At 67.6% G+C, this 16,752-nt stretch carries 12 protein-coding genes; 8 read left to right on the top strand and 4 right to left on the bottom strand.

What is annotated here, in order from left to right; all coding sequences use genetic code 11:
* Window positions 1–13: 13 nt before the first annotated feature.
* The gene (locus KUM49_RS47640; RefSeq protein WP_254402901.1) at window positions 14–1,111 is read right to left on the bottom strand and encodes an NmrA family NAD(P)-binding protein; all 1,098 of its coding nucleotides are present in this window, start codon (window positions 1,109–1,111) and stop codon (window positions 14–16) included.
* A gap of 90 nt (window positions 1,112–1,201) precedes the next feature.
* Between KUM49_RS47640 and KUM49_RS47635 the strand changes: the two genes are divergently transcribed.
* Both KUM49_RS47635 and KUM49_RS47630 read left to right on the top strand, forming a co-directional pair.
* Window positions 1,202–1,759 (top strand): AMP-binding protein, encoded by a 558-nt coding sequence (locus KUM49_RS47635; protein ID WP_254402900.1) that lies wholly within the window; start codon window positions 1,202–1,204, stop codon window positions 1,757–1,759.
* Between the two features lie 222 nt (window positions 1,760–1,981).
* Window positions 1,982–2,218: a hypothetical protein gene (locus tag KUM49_RS47630; protein WP_254402899.1), complete on the top strand. Its 237-nt coding sequence runs from the start codon at window positions 1,982–1,984 to the stop codon at window positions 2,216–2,218.
* 761 nt (window positions 2,219–2,979) lie between these two features.
* Here KUM49_RS47630 and KUM49_RS47625 read toward each other — a convergent pair.
* A complete protein-coding gene (locus KUM49_RS47625; RefSeq protein ID WP_217243244.1) occupies window positions 2,980–3,315 on the bottom strand; it encodes a hypothetical protein in 336 nt (111 codons plus the stop codon).
* Between the two features lie 210 nt (window positions 3,316–3,525).
* A complete protein-coding gene (locus tag KUM49_RS47620; protein WP_217243243.1) occupies window positions 3,526–5,868 on the bottom strand; it encodes an MMPL family transporter in 2,343 nt (780 codons plus the stop codon).
* Between the two features lie 154 nt (window positions 5,869–6,022).
* Between KUM49_RS47620 and KUM49_RS47615 the strand changes: the two genes are divergently transcribed.
* Together KUM49_RS47615 and KUM49_RS47610 are read left to right on the top strand one after the other, a co-directional pair.
* On the top strand, window positions 6,023–6,670 hold the full coding sequence (locus KUM49_RS47615) for a TetR/AcrR family transcriptional regulator (RefSeq protein WP_254402898.1): 648 nt from the start codon (window positions 6,023–6,025) through the stop codon (window positions 6,668–6,670).
* Between the two features lie 174 nt (window positions 6,671–6,844).
* The gene (locus KUM49_RS47610) at window positions 6,845–7,000 is read left to right on the top strand and encodes a hypothetical protein (RefSeq protein WP_217243260.1); all 156 of its coding nucleotides are present in this window, start codon (window positions 6,845–6,847) and stop codon (window positions 6,998–7,000) included.
* Window positions 7,001–7,443: 443 nt separating this feature from the next.
* On the opposite strand, the gene KUM49_RS47605 is transcribed toward KUM49_RS47610, so the two are convergent.
* A complete protein-coding gene (locus tag KUM49_RS47605) occupies window positions 7,444–9,732 on the bottom strand; it encodes an alpha-L-fucosidase (protein WP_308407049.1) in 2,289 nt (762 codons plus the stop codon).
* A gap of 639 nt (window positions 9,733–10,371) precedes the next feature.
* On the opposite strand from KUM49_RS47605, the gene KUM49_RS47600 reads away from it, so the two are divergent.
* From KUM49_RS47600 to KUM49_RS47585, 4 genes are all read left to right on the top strand, one after another.
* Window positions 10,372–11,898: a family 43 glycosylhydrolase gene (locus KUM49_RS47600; RefSeq protein WP_217243241.1), complete on the top strand. Its 1,527-nt coding sequence runs from the start codon at window positions 10,372–10,374 to the stop codon at window positions 11,896–11,898.
* A gap of 36 nt (window positions 11,899–11,934) precedes the next feature.
* Window positions 11,935–13,380 (top strand): family 43 glycosylhydrolase, encoded by a 1,446-nt coding sequence (locus KUM49_RS47595; protein ID WP_217243240.1) that lies wholly within the window; start codon window positions 11,935–11,937, stop codon window positions 13,378–13,380.
* Between the two features lie 228 nt (window positions 13,381–13,608).
* The gene (locus tag KUM49_RS47590; RefSeq protein WP_217243239.1) at window positions 13,609–13,989 is read left to right on the top strand and encodes a hypothetical protein; all 381 of its coding nucleotides are present in this window, start codon (window positions 13,609–13,611) and stop codon (window positions 13,987–13,989) included.
* A 43-nt stretch (window positions 13,990–14,032) separates the two neighbouring features.
* The gene (locus KUM49_RS47585; protein ID WP_217243238.1) at window positions 14,033–16,543 is read left to right on the top strand and encodes a DEAD/DEAH box helicase; all 2,511 of its coding nucleotides are present in this window, start codon (window positions 14,033–14,035) and stop codon (window positions 16,541–16,543) included.
* Window positions 16,544–16,752: the final 209 nt, after the last annotated feature.

The raw sequence follows: 16,752 nt of genomic DNA, 5'->3' as shown, positions 1-16,752 counted from the left end.
GCGACCGGTCCGTTCACAACTTTCCCGTCCTGAAGTCCGCGCTGCTCTTGAGGACCGCGGAATCCATGCTCCAATTCTCCGGCTGAACCCTCTCCCAAAGACTCCCCTTGCCCAGTTCCCTGCCCAACCGGTCCTCCCGGCGGAACCACCCCTCAGCGCTCCTGATCCTGTTGGGGTGGATTTCGTCGAGCAGGGCGTAGTCCCTGGTGATGATCCCGTGCTTCCACACATTCCAGAATCCGGTGAAATTGTCACGGAAACTCATGGTGCTCTTGTCGTCGGGGTCGGCGTTGTATCCAGCAGGGTGATCGGCAAGCCCCGTCAGGTCCGGACTGTTCCAGTACGCGTCCAGATCGGTGTCGATGTACTGCGCCGGGCGCCCGGTGACCTTCTCGAATGCCGCGGCCATGTCGGCGTAGGTCATGTGCTCGATGGCGACTTCGAGGTCCATGCCGTTAGCCCGTTCCGGATGGTCGAAGAGCCAGCGGACGTAGAATCCGCAGTCTTCCAGGGCCACGTGCGGGACGGCTCCCTCGCCGAGCGGGACTCGCCACGTGACGACACCGTCCTCGATGGACGGCGTCATGGGCGTGAGCGGTGAGATCACCATCTCGATGTAGGGACCCGAGGTGAAGACCGCCGCTCCCATCCGGTCGCTGTTCTTTTCGTTCTGGAACAGCACCCATTCGGCCATGCGGCCCTTGCCGTCATAGTGGCCGGTGCGGAACCTGGAGTCGTAGCCCGACTTCTTGAGGGCGTAGTCGAGGTTTCCGTAGACGAAGAACTTGATACCTTCTTCGATCGCTATCTCATACGTACGGATGGCCCAGTAGGTCTCCGTCTTCTCGCCGGTGTTGAATCCGTCGATGTTGATGAACGCCCCGTCGCAGCCGCGAAATCCCTCGCGCAGCACGTCCTCGTCGGCGAAGGTCCCTTCGAGGATAGAGACGTTGCCGAGCGCAACGAGCTCCTGGGCTCGGGGGGAGGTGGCGTCTCGGGTGAGGACCTTGACGGAGTACTTCTTGTCCGCGACAAGGGCGCGGACAACGGGCATTCCCTGGGCCCCTGTGCCGCCGATGACGAAGATGGAGGAGGTGGCATGAGTAGACATGGGCGCGACTCCAGACTGAAAACCGATCGGTTTCCATCATCGTACACCGATCGGTTTCCGGGTGGCAACCGCTCATGGCACCGCGGGGCCATGCACGTACGGCTGTTCACCGCCTTCGCGCCGTCCGCCGTGGCCCTGCGGCTCGGTGCAAGTGGAGCGAAGGCCGTCGTGGTCGACGCGGACCAGCGCGGCAAGCTCGCACCCGGGGAGGACATGCCCGCCGACCGGTCCTGGCTGACCGTGGTCGCCGGGGGGCCCGAGAGCGCGGAACTGTCCTTCGGTGAACTGCTCGCCCGGTACTCCGGCCCCGCGCCGCAGGGCCGCCCGGTCGCGACGGACCCGGACGCCCCGCTGGTCCCGTTGTTCACGTCGGGCACCACCGGCGGCCCCAAGGGCGTTCCGGTTCCCGTCCGGGCGCCGGGAGGGGCCCGGCCACCCCCGTCCACTCCAGCGCGGAGAACGGGTCCGGCGCGTGGTCGGCCGGCACAGTCAGGCGCTCGCGGAGTGGTGGTAGTCGGCTGGGATCGAGATGCCGTTGTCTCAGGCGAGTTGGGCCTGCCGGGTGTCGTCGGCGGATCAGCGCAGCACGAGTACGGCCTGCAAGTGAAGTGGTACGTGGCGGACATGTCCTTGGCCTGTTCACGCTGAAAGATCAGCGGCAGGCCTTCCACCAGAGCGTCGATGCTGTTCGCTCGCAAGCTCATCGCCACATGCTTCGTGCGCTTGTTTGGGAACCGGTCGGTCACGTGCCGCTCGGCGTCGGAACCCGGGACGACGTAGACGTTCGGTCGGTTACGAACCGACCGCACAGATCTACCGCAAGAACTCCGCACCTGCGGCGCACCGGGTCACCAACTGATCGAGGAAGGCGTGCAGACCGGTGCTTTCCGCGCCCTCAACGGGCATTTCGCCGCCCATGTCGTGGCAGTCACCATCGACGCGGTGCAGTCGGGGATCCTTCTGGAGAGGACCGGCCTGACCGCCGGCGACGCCTTCTCCGAGCTCGGGGACCTCCTGCAGGACGGGCTCAGTTCGGGACAGGGCGCAGTCGAGCCTCCTGCCGCAGCTGTCCGCTCGTCGAAGGGGCGGATTTCAGCACCCAGTTAAAGCGCGGAGAAAGGGGCGCACTTCGCGGAGAACACGACACGTGCGACGCCTGCGTCGACGTCCTCTAAATACATGCGGCGGGCGCTCCCCAGAGAAACAGCGTCAGGCCACCGCCTCGCGCGAGCGGTAAGTCCATCCCCGCCGCACCGACCGCGCCCGGAAGTGGCCGCTGCACGAGGCTGGGCAGTTCGGGCGTAGGACACACCCGACTTCCGGCGACGAAACCGCCAAGCGCGGCATCAAGACAACGCCCAGCGGTGCAGCTGGCGGGCCCGCCACTCTGTGTCCAAAGGGCCGATCGGCGCTGGTGCGGGATGCGTCCGCGGTGGGTGGGGTTGTCCTGGTTCGCGGCGGTGAGGATTCGGCACCTCGATGTCGGCGGCGGCCTGTTCGATCACTGCCACCAGTCGATGCACACAGCCGCGTCCGCACTGTCTGCCTGCCTGGGCGAAAAGCACCGGTGCTGTCCGTTCCGACCTCGACGTATTTGAATACTCGCCCTGGCCAAGGGGATCACCCGGACCGCCGCAGACGCCACTCCAGCAGGGGCGACTCGTCTTCCTCGTCAGACAGGGCAAGGACACTCCCTCGACACCGGCCCATTGTCGCCATCAACCAGGAAAGGGATTACGCGGCAGTGGGTGCTGTCACGTTGTTGGGCGCGACGGCGGCGCCCTGGCGGCGAGGCCGGTCTTCGGGAACGTGCTCCTGGGGATCTCCTTCACCATCTGCGGGGAAGCCCCGCAGATGAACATGACACATCAACAACCGTCACCGGTGCGGCTGGCCGCACAGCCTGGTGTGTACGGCGCGTCAGGTACGTACGTGCTCCACTCCGCTCTCGTCAGGTCGACCTTGCCAACGCGGGCACAGATTTCGGCTACCGCCCGGCTCGGGTCGACCGTGTAGCGGTGGAGGGGCACGTGACTGCCGGCGACGAGGAGGGTGGTGTCGTCGGAGCTGGAGGCAAGGGAGCGGATCGGCTCGCCGGGAGTGGGGAACGGGCCGCCGAGGGGTTGTTGGGTGACGGAGTCCCAGAGAAGACCCTGCGCCACGGCCGTGTACAGCGCGGGCGGCGCTTCTGCGCGTTTGGCCATCTGACCCCACCTGGTTGAAGAGCAGCGCGTGACGTCCCGAGGCGGCCCCACTGCCGCTCGCCCGCAGGTACGACTACGAGGTGGGGGCCACCGCACCGTTATAGAACGCCTGTCGGCGCCACCGTCGACCGCGGCGAGGATGACACCGGCACCGCGGCCGACGACCGCGGGTTCGGTGTTGTCGGCAGGCGCACGCTCGCCGACGGCGCGTCAGGTCTTCTGTGCTGTGGCGTGTGGCCGAGGTGCGGCAGGATGGGGAAGCGGGATCTTCTGCGCGAGTTTCTCGCCTTCGACGTCCAGATCGGGCAGGAGACGGTCCAGCCACACGGGAATCCACCAGGCCTTCTCCCGTGCGAGTGCCATGGTGGCCGGGATGAACGTCATGCGGATGACGAACGCGTCGATGAGGATGCCCACCGCCAGCGCGAATCCCGCCTGTTTGATCATGGGCTGGGCGTTGAAGATGAATCCGGCGAAGACCGAGACCATGATCGTGGCCGCCGCGATCACAACGGCGCTCGCCCGAGCGAAGCCGGAGACGGTCGCGTCGAGCGGGTCGGCGCCGTGCATGCGGGCCTCACGCATCGAGGTGACCAGGAACACCTGGTAGTCCATGGCCAGTCCGTAGAGCACGCCAGTGACGATGATGGGCAGCAGGCTCATCACGGGTGCGCTCGCGTCGATTCCGAACAGCGCCTGGAGCCAGCCCCATTGGAAGACGGCCGTGGTGATGCCGAAGGTGGCGGCGATGCTGAGCAGGAAGCCGAACGTGGCCATCACTGGGACGACGACCGAGCGGAAGACCAGGAGCAGGACGATCAGCGAGAGCCCGAGGACGGTGGCGACGTAGAGGGGCAGGACGTCCGCGAGGCGGTCGGACACGTCGATCGCGAGGGCGGTGAAGCCGGTGACGCCGATGGCGACGCCCTGGGTTCCGCGGATCTCCCGGCTCTTGTCCCGCACGCAGGTGACGAGGTCCTTGGTGCCGTCGTCGTTCGGGCCGTCGTCGGGGATGAGGCTGAGGACGGCCACGGTGCCGGCGGTGTTCATACCTGCCAGAGAGATCGAAGTGGCGCCCTCGGTGTCCTTCAGCTCGGAGACGACCGCGGCGAGGGCCGCGGGAGTGAGCGGCCGACCGCTCTCGGAGGGGCGGGCGACGAGCATGAGGGGGCCGTTGTAGCCGGGGCCGAAGGTGTCGCTGACCTCCTCGTAGCTCTGGCGCTGTGCGGTGTCGGGGTTGTAGCTGGCGCCGGACGGCAGGCCCATCCTCATGTCGAGGGCGGGCAGCGCCAGAACTAGAGGGATCAGGAACGCCGCCGTGAGAGCGGGGTACTTGTGGCGGACAAGGTGTGATCCCCAGCGGGTTGCCCGTGTCCGTGCCGCGGTCGAGGCCTGCTGCTGCGCCGTGCGTCGGGTTTTGGCCGAGCAGATGCGCTCCTTGACCAGGCCCAGGAGCGCCGGCAGCAGGGTCAGGGCGAGCAGGACGGTGATGGCGATCGTGGCCGCGGCGGCGAGGGCCATGGTGCTGAGCAGGGTGATACCGACCACCAACAGTCCTGCCAGGGCGATGATGACGGTGCTGCCGGCGAAGAAGACCGCGCTGCCGGCGGTGCCGACGGCGCGGCCGGTCGCCTCGTGCGCGTCCAGGCCGGTGTCCAGGATGAGCCGCCGTTGCCTGTTGACGATGAACAGGGCGTAGTCGATGCCGACGGCGAGTCCCAGCATCAGGGCCAGTACGGCGGTGAGCGAGTGGATCTCGAAGACGGTAGAGAGGGTGAAGGCGCCGCCGACGCCCACCGTGACACCGACCAGCGCGATGACCAGGGGCAAGCCCGCCGCCACGACCGACCCCAGGGTGACCAGCAGGACGATGGCTGCCACCACCACGCCGACGATCTCACCGACGCCCACGATCTCGGGTATCTCCAGCATCGCCGCCGACGGCAGGACGTCGAGGTGGCCGCGTTCGGCCTGCCGCTCGGCGGCCTCGACGGTGCTGTCGATCGTGCCGGAGGGCAGCTCGTAGGTCTGCTCGTCGAACTGGAACTGCATCAGGGCGGTGGAGCCGTCGGCCGAGACGACGACCCCGGGCACCGGTCGGCCGTCCTGCAGCAGCGGGGCTGGCACCTTGCCTCCCGTCGGCTGCCCGGCGGCTTCGGCCACCGCCGCCTGGGTCCGCAGCAGCAGACTCTTCTCCCCCTTGGACAACTCGGCGGCGAGGACCTCGCGGGCGTCGATGACGTGGTCGTGGCGGTAGACCGCGTCCACCGCGGCGATGAGGGCGGCGCGGCTGTCGTCGCCGTCGACTCGCGTTCCGTTCTGCGCGCGGAACACCAGCATGCCCTGCCCGCCGGACGCCTCGGGAAGGGACTTCGCCAGATCGTCGATGACCTCCTGGGCGGGGGTGCCGTCGATGCGCACCTCGTTGCTCAGTTTGACCGGGTTGACCACGAGCAGAGCCACCACGGCGAACACCACCGCCAGCCAGCCGGCGATCACATACCAGGGCCTGGCGTAGGCGAAATGCCCCAGCCGGTACAGCAGCACAGACACAGCCTTCTCCCTTCTCCGGCGCACCCCTGCTGGGCACACGCGTCCCACGAAGTGAGAGGGTACTACCAAAGCGATAGTGAACTACCGAAGCGGTAGAGTACTATCACCGCGCAGGTGATTGAGTAGTCTGCGGTGCAGAACGGGAGGGTCAGAAATGCCGAACGCCGCGCCGCGCACACACCGGGTACGCAGGGTTGACGCCCGCTCCAGCATGGAGCGCATCATTGCGGCCGGACGTAATGTCCTCGGCGCGGGTGAGGGCTCGTTGGAGCAGATCGCCGCCGAGGCGGGCGTGGGCATCGCGACGCTCTACCGGCACTTCCCCAACCGGGAGGCCATCGTCCGGGCCGTCCTCGACGACATCCTCGAGACCGACCTCCTCCCACTGATCAACGACGCCACGGCCTCCCGCCACCCACGCCAAACCCTCCTGGACATCGCCACCCGGCTACTCGACCTGATCACCGAGGAGCGAGGACTGGTCACCTTCGCCGCCAACTTCGCCGACGTCGCCGTGGACGCCCTCCAGCGCCTCAGCGAGTCCCTCCGCCCCCTCCTCGAGCACGCACAGGAGCTGGGCGAGATCCGTACCGACCTCACCGCGGACGACATACCGCACTTCCTCGTCATGGGCATCGCAGGCCTCGCGCTCCCCGGCACCGCACCGTCCATGCGCGCACGCTTCATGGCCCTGCTCTTCGACGCGCTCAACCCCGCCAGCGCGTCCCCTCTCCCACCGGCATGCGCAGAAACGGAAGATGACGACCTCCGCGCCGCGATCAGCAGCGCCGTCCGGGACTGACTCCCGGAGCCGAGGCCGGCCCCAAGGGCGCCCTGATCGCTACGAGGCCGAGGACCCCCTCCACCACAGAGTCCGGGTCCCCGGAGGTGAGGGGAGGGCGTGTCGGGCAGTCCTCGCGTGTGTCTGCTCCCTGGGCCAGAACGACCTGGCTCGGCCGATGACCAGCGCCGCCCCGTGCCGGAATCCGAGGGCTACAACGGCTACGCCAAGAACCCGCTGGCCGAGGGCATCGAGGCGGCGGGCTCCCGTCGCATCCGCGGCATCGCGGCCCAGACGATTTTGCTGGCCTTCCAGCTCGCCCACGCCAACCGCCGCAAGATCAAAAAATAGCTTGAGACGCTCGCCCTCGGCGGCGAGCGCCCGGATGCACCTCGTGGCAGACACGTCACGACAAAACTCGACTACGCCGTCCCCGCGTTCCGCAGCTTCAGCGGCCGATTCGCCGTTTCCAGCCGACGCCGACGTATCGCACGGAGACATCGTGGCTCTGGCCTTGGACACCTGGCTCGGCGCAAAGGGTCACCCGCCAGGCCTCACCTCTGCCAAGGCTGCGGCGACATGACCGGGCAGCCCGATCAGCGGCCCCTCCCCCTGCCTTGAGTCGGGCCAGCAGGAGGTCGACGGGTTGCTACGCAGCAGTGGCTCCCCTCATCAGCCTCCCCTTCGACCGCGTGCGGCGGGAGGGCGGGCAGCGGTGACCATGCCTTTGGCGCGGCGACCTGAAGGGGAGGAGGCCGAGCGCCAGTTACCACCGCCCCCTCCCGTGCCGCCGGCTACAGGGCGATGACCTGCCATTCCTGGTTCGACCCGCCGGTGTCGGGCCATTGGATGACCGCGGTGCCGTCGGTGGTGGAGGCGTCCTTGATGTCGGCGCACCAGCCGTTGCGGACGTTGACGAGCCGGTAGTAGCCGCTGGTCGCGGGGACCAGGTTCCACCACTGGTTGCCGCTGTCGTTGTCGGTCCATTGGTCGAGGGCGGCGCCCTGCGCGGAGCCGCTTGGGCTGTTCAGAACCTTGCCGCTGCGGGCGTTGGCCAGCCGGTAGGAGCCGTCGATGTTCGGCAGCAGCTGCCACTGCTGGTTGGTGCCGCCGGTCGACGGCCACTGGATGACGGCCGCGCCGTCGGCGCCTGAGGCTCCGCTGACGTCCAGAACCTTGCCGCTCTTGCGGTTCACCAGCCGGTAGGTGCCCAGGTCCGCGGTGAAGGGGCGGTCGTAGACCTCCAGGTTGCGGATGGAGGCCCATACGCCGGAGGGCAGTCCGGTCACGGTCACCCGTACGTACCTGGCCTGGGCGCTGAACATGGCGACCTGGACCTGTCTTGTGCTGGTGGTGTCCGTGCGGTCGGCCAGCGTGGTCCAGGTCGCGTTGTCGGTGGAGCCCTCGATCCTGTACCGGTAGTTGGTGGCGTTGGACTCCCAGGCGATACGCGCGCCGGTGATCGACTTCGTTGCCCCCAGGTCCACCTTCAGCCAGTGTCCGGTGTTGCCGTTGTTCGCGCACCAACGCGTCGCGGTGGAACCGTCGACCGCCTTCGCCGCGGTGTTTGCCTTGGAGGTTTCCTGGCTGCTCGCCGTGGCGGTCCTGCCAACGGCGATGTCGGCCGGCCGCACGGTACGGTCCAGCACGACGCCGACCACGCTGTCCTCAGGAAGGCGAGTGCGGTTGACACCGGTGACGGTCACCTTGCCGCTGCCGTCCACGCTGTAGGACAGGTCGGTGCCCGAGGCGACGTCGAAGACCCGGGTGACCTTGGCGTCGCCGACGGACGGGGTGGTGAACGACGTACCGCTGTAGGCGGAGAGGAGGTGGATGTAGAAGGTCTTGTCCTTGTACGTGTACCCGTACTGGCCGTCGACGGGGTTCCACGGGCCGCCGCGGGTGCCGTACACGGCTTCACCGCAGGTGCTCAGGAAGGAACCGATCCTGTGGACGAGGGCCGCCTGGGCGCTGGGCACCACACCGGTGCGGTCCGGTCCGACGTTGACCAGACACGTCATGTTCCGCACCCAGGCGTTGACCAGGATGTTCATGGCGGTGCCGAAGGTCATTACGCTCGAGCCGGCCTTGTAGCCCCAGGCACCACCGATGGTGAAGCACTTCTCCGCCACCTTTCCGGTGCGGATGGCACCCGTGGGCACGGAGGGGCCCTCCTCGCTCGCGAAATCGCCGATCCAGCCGGAGCGCAGGGTGGTGACGATGTCGGGCTGGTGCTTGCGCACCAGCCCGGTCAGGCCAAGGGGACGGCCTGTGGCGGGGTCGGTCTCGCTGTACGCCGCGTCCACAGGCCACTCGTTCGCCGTGGCGCGGAACATGCCGGGCTCCCAGAAGAAGGCCGCGTCCCGGTCCGAGCCCTTCTGGCCGAGCCAGCCACCGTCCCACCACAGATCGTCGATCTTGCCGTACTGGGTCACCAGCTCCCTGACCTGCTGGTACACCTCGTTCTTCATGATCCGCGCGTTCTCCTTGTGCGCGGGATCCGTGGTGTAACCCCAGGCGTTCTCCAGGCAGTTGGTGCCGTGGACGTCGTAGTAGCCGGGATAGCGCCAGCTCAGGGGCGAGAAGTACAGGCCCACCTTGAGACCGGCGGCGCGCACTGCGGTGACGTACTGGCCGATGAAGTCGCGTTGCACAGGCGCCTGCCCGCTGTGCCAGGCATGGGGGTGGGTGGACGGCCACAGCGCGAAGCCGTCATGATGACGGGCCGTGAGCACCGTGTACCTCGCGCCCATGTCCTTCGCCAACTGGGCCCAGTCGGCCGGGTTGTACGCGTCGGCGGTGAACTGCTCGCCGGTGGCGTCAGTGACGTACTTCTCGTAGTTCTCAGGGGTGATGGCGGCGTTCTCCATGTACCACTCGCCCTTGGCCGGCCCTGAGTAGACACCCCAGTGGATAAACATGCCGATCTTGGCATCCTGCAGCCACTGGATCTTCTCGTCGGGCTGTTGTTCCACATCCATGTCGAGTTGGGGAATGCGCAGCGGCGGCAGGGACAGCGGTTGGGTGGAGGCGGCATGAGCGGGGGTCGTCAAAGTCTGCGTGACGGCGGCGGCGACCGTCATGGCCGCCATTCCCGTCAGCACTCTTCGTCGAGTGATCGGTTCTGACAAGGGAGATCTCTCCTGAGTGTCCACCGGACAGCACGGACCGTACTGGCTCAGCATCGGGACCAAACCTCGGATGAATCATCAACGGATGGCCGGGGGGAGGGGAGCCACACGAAGGCGTGCACTCCGCTGGATGGCATGGAAAGTATTAATGGGTCAGAAGCGAGCGCATGTCCAGAGGTTGGGAGCAAACTTCCCGGAAGTCACAGGCACCCGACCCCTCGAGAGGCAAGAGAACCCTTAAACATCGGATGTGCGACGCCGGAGGCGATCCGGTCCACCCGGACCAGACACATACGCCGGGCCCGGCGGCCAGGACCCGGGCCCGGCGGCACCACCCGCATGCAGCCTGGGCCGGGATCATGTCCCCATGGGCCCAGGGTTAGACGGCAGCGGGTTCTGGCCGACCAGCTCGGCCACGGAGGCGCTCACTGAGTTCCGGCGACCCTGATGCACGCCCCCACGGGTGAGCCGGCAGGAAGTCCCATGTGACAGGAGTGTTGACGCAAGGCTTCCCGGGCTTTACCTTCTGCCCGAGTTCCGAACGTCATTCGATATATCGGACACATATCGATGGTCTGCCGGGAACGGCCGATGAAGGGGACCTCAGTGATCCACACACGCGCAGGTTTCACCACGCGCTCCCCTCGATGGCCCGCCGCCGTCATCGTTCTTCTCACCCTGCTCCTGGGTGCCGTGACCCAGCCGACCGCCACTGCCGCGGAAGGGAGGCCCTACACCAACCCGATAGAGTCGCAGAAGGGCGCCGACCCCTGGCTGGAGTACTACGAGGGCAACTACTACCTGATCACCACGACGGGTACCGGCGTGTTGACCATGCGGAAGTCGCCCACCCTGGCCGGACTGTCCACCGCCCCGAACGTCCAGGTCTGGAGTGACACCACTCCCACTCGGAACGCCAACATCTGGGCACCGGAACTGCACTTCATCGACGGCAAGTGGTACTTGTACTACTCCGCGGCGCAGGCCGGAGTCGCCTGCTGCGACTCCCAGCGCACGCACGTCCTGGAGAGCGCCGGTACGGACCCCATGGGCCCGTACACCTACAAGAACCAGCTCAGCGGCTCCAATCTGAGCCCCGGCGGCTGGCTCATCGACGCCAGCGTCCTGAGGCACGACAACAAGCTGTACCTGCTCGGCAGCGGCTTCATCGACGGCAGCGCGCAGAGCCTGGTCATCGCCCCGATGAGCAACCCGTACACACTGAGCAGCTCCACCTTCCGCATCATCTCCAGCCCCACCGCGAGCTGGGAGACCTCGGGCGCCCCGGTCAACGAGGGTCCCGAGCCGCTCTATCACGACGGCAGGACCTTCCTCACCTTCTCCGCGAGTGCCTGCGCGACCCCGGACTACAAACTGGGCCAGCTGGAGCTGACCGGCAGCGATCCGCTGCTGGCGTCGTCCTGGACCAAGAAGCCCACCCCGGTCTTCCAGCGCGACGACGCGGCGGGCGTCTACGGCTCCGGCCACAACGGCTTCTTCATGTCGCCCGACGGCACCGAGAACTGGATCGTCTACCACGCCAACAGCACCGCCAACGGCGGCTGCGGCAACACCCGCACCACGCGGGCGCAGAAGTTCACCTGGAACGCGGACGGCACGCCGAACTTCGGCACCCCGGTCGCGCTCGGCACCACGCTGCCCGGCCCGTCGGGCGAGACGGCGACGACCCCGACCGCGTACACCCTGGTGAACCGCAACAGCGGCAAGTGCCTGGACGTCGAGGGCGGCAACACCTTGGACGGCACCAACATCTTCCAGTGGAGCTGCACCGGCGGCGCCAACCAGAAGTGGCGCGTCGAGGACCTCGGCAACGACACCAGCCGACTGGTCAACGTCGCGACCGGCAAGGTCGCGGACACCGCGAACTGCGCCACGGCCGACGGCACGGACATCGCCCAGTGGTCCTGGCTGAACAACAACTGCCAGAAGTTCCGACTGGTCTACACGGCCACCGGCGACTACGTGCGGATCGTGAACGAGAACAGCGGCAAGGTCGCCGACGTCGCCAACTGCGGCACCCAGAACGGGACCAACGTACGGCTGTGGACCTGGCTGAACAACAACTGCCAGCAGTGGAAGCTCGTCCCCACAACCTGAAGCGACCGAGCAGCTCCATCAGGAGAACAACCAACCATGAGACGCCTCATCGCCCGGGTCGTGCCGGCCGCGCTCGCCGCGCTTGCCCTGCTGACCCCCGCCGCCCCCGCACAGGCCGCCGCCCCCGCGTCCCCGGCCGTGACCTTCACCAACCCGATCGCCGAGCAGCGCGCCGACCCGCACATCTTCAAGCACACCGACGGCTACTACTACTTCACCGCCACGGTGCCCGCCTACGACAAGATCGTCATGCGCCGGGCCACCACCCTCCAGGGTCTCGCCACGGCCGCCGAGACCACCATCTGGACCAAGCACGCCAGCGGTGAGATGGGCGCCCACATCTGGGCCCCGGAGATCCACTTCATCGACGGCAAGTGGTACGTCTACTTCGCCGCCGGGGCAAGCAACGACATCTGGAAGATCCGTCCGTACGTCCTGGAGACGAGCGCCGCCAACCCGCTCACCGGCACCTGGACCGAGAAGGGCCGCATCGCCCTGCCGCTCGACACCTTCTCGCTCGACGCAACGACCTTCGTCCACAACGGCACCCGTTACCTCAGCTGGGCACAGAACGACCCCGCCGTCGGCAGTGGAACGAACATCTACCTCGCCCCGATGTCCAACCCCTGGACCATCAGCGGCACCCCGGCGCGGATCGCCACGCCCACCCACTCCTGGGAGACCGTCGGCCATCGCGTCAACGAGGGCCCGGCCGTCATCCAGCGGAACGGCAAGGTCTTCATGACCTTCTCGGCCGCGGCCACCGACGCCAACTACTGCCTCGGCCTGCTGACCGCCAACACCACCGCCGACCTCATGAACCCGGTTTCCTGGACGAAGAACCCGAACCCGGTCTTCAAGAGCAACGACGCGACCGGCCAGTACGGCCCCGGCCACAACACCTTCACCACGTCCGAGGACGGCAAGTCGGACATCCTGGTCTACCACGACCGCAACTACAAGGACATCAGCGGCGACCCGCTCAACGACCCCAACCGACGGACCCGCTACCAGAAGTTCTACTGGAACGCCGACGGCACACCCAACTTCGGCATCCCCGTCGCCGACGGCACGACCCCGGTCCGCCTGTCCTCGTACAACTTCCCGGACCGTTACATCCGCCACTGGGAGTTCCGGGCCAGGACCGAGCCCAACGTCACCAACCTCGCCGACTCCCAGTTCCGCGTCGTCCCCGGCCTCGCCGGGAGCGGCACCGTCTCCCTCGAATCGGCGAACTTCCCCGGCTACTACCTGCGCCACAAGAACTTCGAGGTGTGGGTGGAGAAGAGCGACGGCACGACCCTCTTCAAGAACGACGCCACGTTCCACCAGCGGGCCGGCCTCGCCGACTCGGCGGACGGCGTGTCCTTCGAGTCGTTCAACTTCCCGGGCCGCTACGTCCGGCACTACGAGAACCTGCTCTACGTCCAGCCCGTCAGCACCACGCTCGACCGGGCCGACGCGACGTACTACAAGCAGTAGCACCCCGTGCGGGTGCGGTCGGCTTCTCCTCCAGGAGGCCGACCGCACCAGCACCGTTTCCAGCCGCCGCCCTCGCACTCCTCACAGGCGCCCGTCCAGCGGGCGCCATCCTTCATTGACGTGGTACCGAGCGGTCGCGCCGATCTCCAGGACCGGGGGCACGATCGGGTGCGGGCGTGCAGCCTTGATCCGCACGCATGCTATTCATGCTCGTAACAACAGGAGACGGTGCGTCAGCTGCTGAGCCGCAGCCCGGCCCCCGGCCTGTTCGTCCGGTTTCTCGAAGAGACGACCCGGTGGGACAACGTCGGTGTCTTCGGCATCAAGCGCAAGAACGCACTGCTCGACGCTCCCCTGGACTACAGCCGCTACCTGCGCCTGCGCCGGCAGGGATCCCAGTTCGGCGGCTTCGCCTACGTCTACGCGGAGTACAGCACCATCAATCTCCGGCTCAACTACACCCAACACCAGCTCGACGAGCTCGGCATCACATCCGCCCGGACCCTGACCACCGGGCACCGGGAATACCGCGTCAGCGTCGACCTCACCGACGAGACGAGCCTGGCTGACGCCCTTCAACTGGCCGAACTCGCCTACAACGCCACCTGAACGCAGACAGTCCATAGCCCCGAGACCAGCAGGAAGAGCCGGCGTGGACCTACGACCTCACCAGCGAGAAGCCGTCGACGCGATCCTCCGGGCCCTCGAACTGCCCGCCCGAAAGCTCACGCCCGCGGAAGGACTACGCACCCAGGTGGTCATGGCGACCGGATCCGGCAAGACCCTCGTCGCCGCCCGCTGCGCCGAAGAACTCCACGCGGGCCGTGTCCTCGTCCTCGTGCCCTCGCTGGATCTGCTCGCCCAGACCGAGACCGCCTGGCGAGCCGGCGCTCGGACGGGCCCGATGATCGGGGTCTCCTCCCTGCGCGGGGACCAGGTGACATTCCCCAACACCACGGACGTGGACCAGCTGGTCTCCTGGGTGCGCCCGTTCGACAAGGTCACCGTCTTCGCCACGTACGCCTCGCTCGGGCTCGGCACACTGGAACGGGCCCACGAGGGCGGCCTTCCTGGTTGGGACCTGATCGTCGTGGACGAAGCCCACCGGTGTTCCGGCCGGATCGGTAAGCCATGGGCAGTCGTGCACAACAACCAGAAGATCCCCTCCCTGCGCCGCCTCTACATGACGGCCACGCCCCGGCTGTGGCAGCTCGACGAGGACTCCGAACAGGGCGCGCCGGGCGAGCTGGTGGCGAGCATGGAGGACGACCCCAACTCGCCGTTCGGCAGCAGATGTTTCACCCTGACGCTGTCGGAGGCGATCGACCGGGGCATCTGTGCCGCGTACCAGGTGGTGTGCTCGGACATCACCGACACCCAGCTCCAGGCGGCCATGCTGCTCGGTGCCGAGGGGCGGTCGGACCAGGTGCGTGGGGCCCGGCTCGCCGCGCTGCAGACGGCGTTGGTGAAGGCGGCTTCGGAGGAGGGCTTCCGCCGCACGCTCACGTTCCATCACGTGGTCAAGGAGGCCGAGGCTTTCGCGGCCGGCCTTCCCGAGGTCGCCGCGCAGTTGCACGACGCGGCCCCAGAGCTGTACCCGGCCACCGTCTGGGCGGACTGGCTGTGCGGCGACCACAAGCCCAGCCACCGGCGGCGGGTTCTCGGGGAGTTCGCCGACGGAATCGCCACGGACGGCACCGTCGTGGAGAAGGGCTTTCTGAGCTCGGTGAAGGTGCTGGGCGAAGGCGTAGACACTCGAAATTGTGACTCCGTGTACTTCGCAGACGTGCGCGGCTCGATGCCGGATCTGGTCCAGGCCGTGGGGCGGGCGCTGCGGATGCAGCCCGGCGAGGGCAAGATGGCGTCCCTCGTTGTGCCCGTGCTGCTGGGGCCCGGGGAGACGGCGGACAACATGCTCACGAGCCAGGCGTTCGGCGGCCTCGCAAGGCTTTTGGAGGCCCTACGCGCGCACGACGCCCGCATCGTCGAGCAGCTCGCTGAGCAGCAGGCCCAAAGCCGCTCCAGGGGCGTCCAGACGCGCGGGAAGGGCGAGGAGGAGGGCACTGGCGGGGGCGGCGCCTCAATGCCGGCGAAGGCGCTGTTGAAGTTCTCCACGCCGCGTGACCCGGCCGCGCTGGCCGCGTTCATCAACCTGCGGGTCCTCAACCCCGAGCACGAGCACTGGCGGCGGGGCATCGAGGCCGCCGTCATCCACGCCCGCGAGATGGGGGACCTCAAGGTCCAGTTCACCTACTGCGTGCCGACGGGTGACGAGGCGGTAGCCGCGGGGTGGCCGGCCTCGCTCGCCAATTTCCCGCTGGGGCAATGGGTCGCCGACGCCCGAAGGTTCTACGCCCGCGGGGACATGGACGAGGACCGCATCGAGCAGCTGGAGAAGCTCGGCATGGTGTGGTCGCACTACGACGTCGCGTGGGAGGAAGGCCTCGCGGCCGTTCGAGGGTGGGCTGCCGAAAACGGGCACGCTCTCGCCCCGCTCGATGCCACGTACCAGGGGGCCAAGGTTGGGATCTTTCTTAAAAACGCCAGGGCGGCGGCGCGGAAGGCTGCCGAGATCGAGCAGCGGCGCGCCGAAGGGCTCCCGGTCCAGTCGGCGGCCGGGGCACTGTCACAGGACCGGCGCGAACAGCTCGAGGAGATCGACCCGTCATGGTGCCCGGCCTGGCCCGTGGAATGGCAACGCGCCTTCCACCTCACCCGACAACACCTGGAAGCCGGCGGCACACTGCCCACCGAACCGGGCGACGTCATCCACCAGGGCGAAGACCTCGGACGATGGGTGAGATCGGCCCGACTCGGCTGGGACAAGCTCACCACCGTGCAACAGTGGCTGTGCGAGCACATCCTCGGCATCGAGCCCGCCACCGAGGACGAGAAGCCCAGGCCGCGTACCTCGCAAGCCGACAAATGGGCGGTGCACTACGAGGCCGCCACGCAGTACTACCAGTGCGAAGGACACCTGAAGGTACCGCGTAAGCACGTCGAGACGATCGTCGTCGGCCACGGCGACGGCGACAGCGGCGAGGACCAGGAGGAACGGGAGCTCCGCCTCGGGGCATGGGTCAGCAACCAGCGCAGCAGAGCCGCGACGCTCACCCCGGAGCGGGTCAAGCAGCTGTCCGCGATCGGCATGCGGTGGTCGTAGAAGTATCTGACGTTACGTAATCAAGTGGGCTCAGCCATGGCGGTTCTTCAGGGGCGCTGTATGTCGGTCCTCTGCTGTGGCGTGGATCCTGGTGCTGTTTCCCGGTCGAACGCGTCAGGCGGGAGCCCGTGGGCGAGTGCGGACCGGAGAGCCCGGACGTAGTTGAGGAGTTCGGTCGTGCCGACGACGCCGTTGCGCTCGTCGGCTGC

The organism is Streptomyces sp. AC555_RSS877 (assembly GCF_019049245.1).
In the GTDB taxonomy this organism is placed as follows: Bacteria; Actinomycetota; Actinomycetes; order Streptomycetales; family Streptomycetaceae; genus Streptomyces.
The sequence above is the reverse complement of the archived record's forward strand: the minus strand, read 5'-3'. Positions and strand labels throughout refer to the sequence as shown.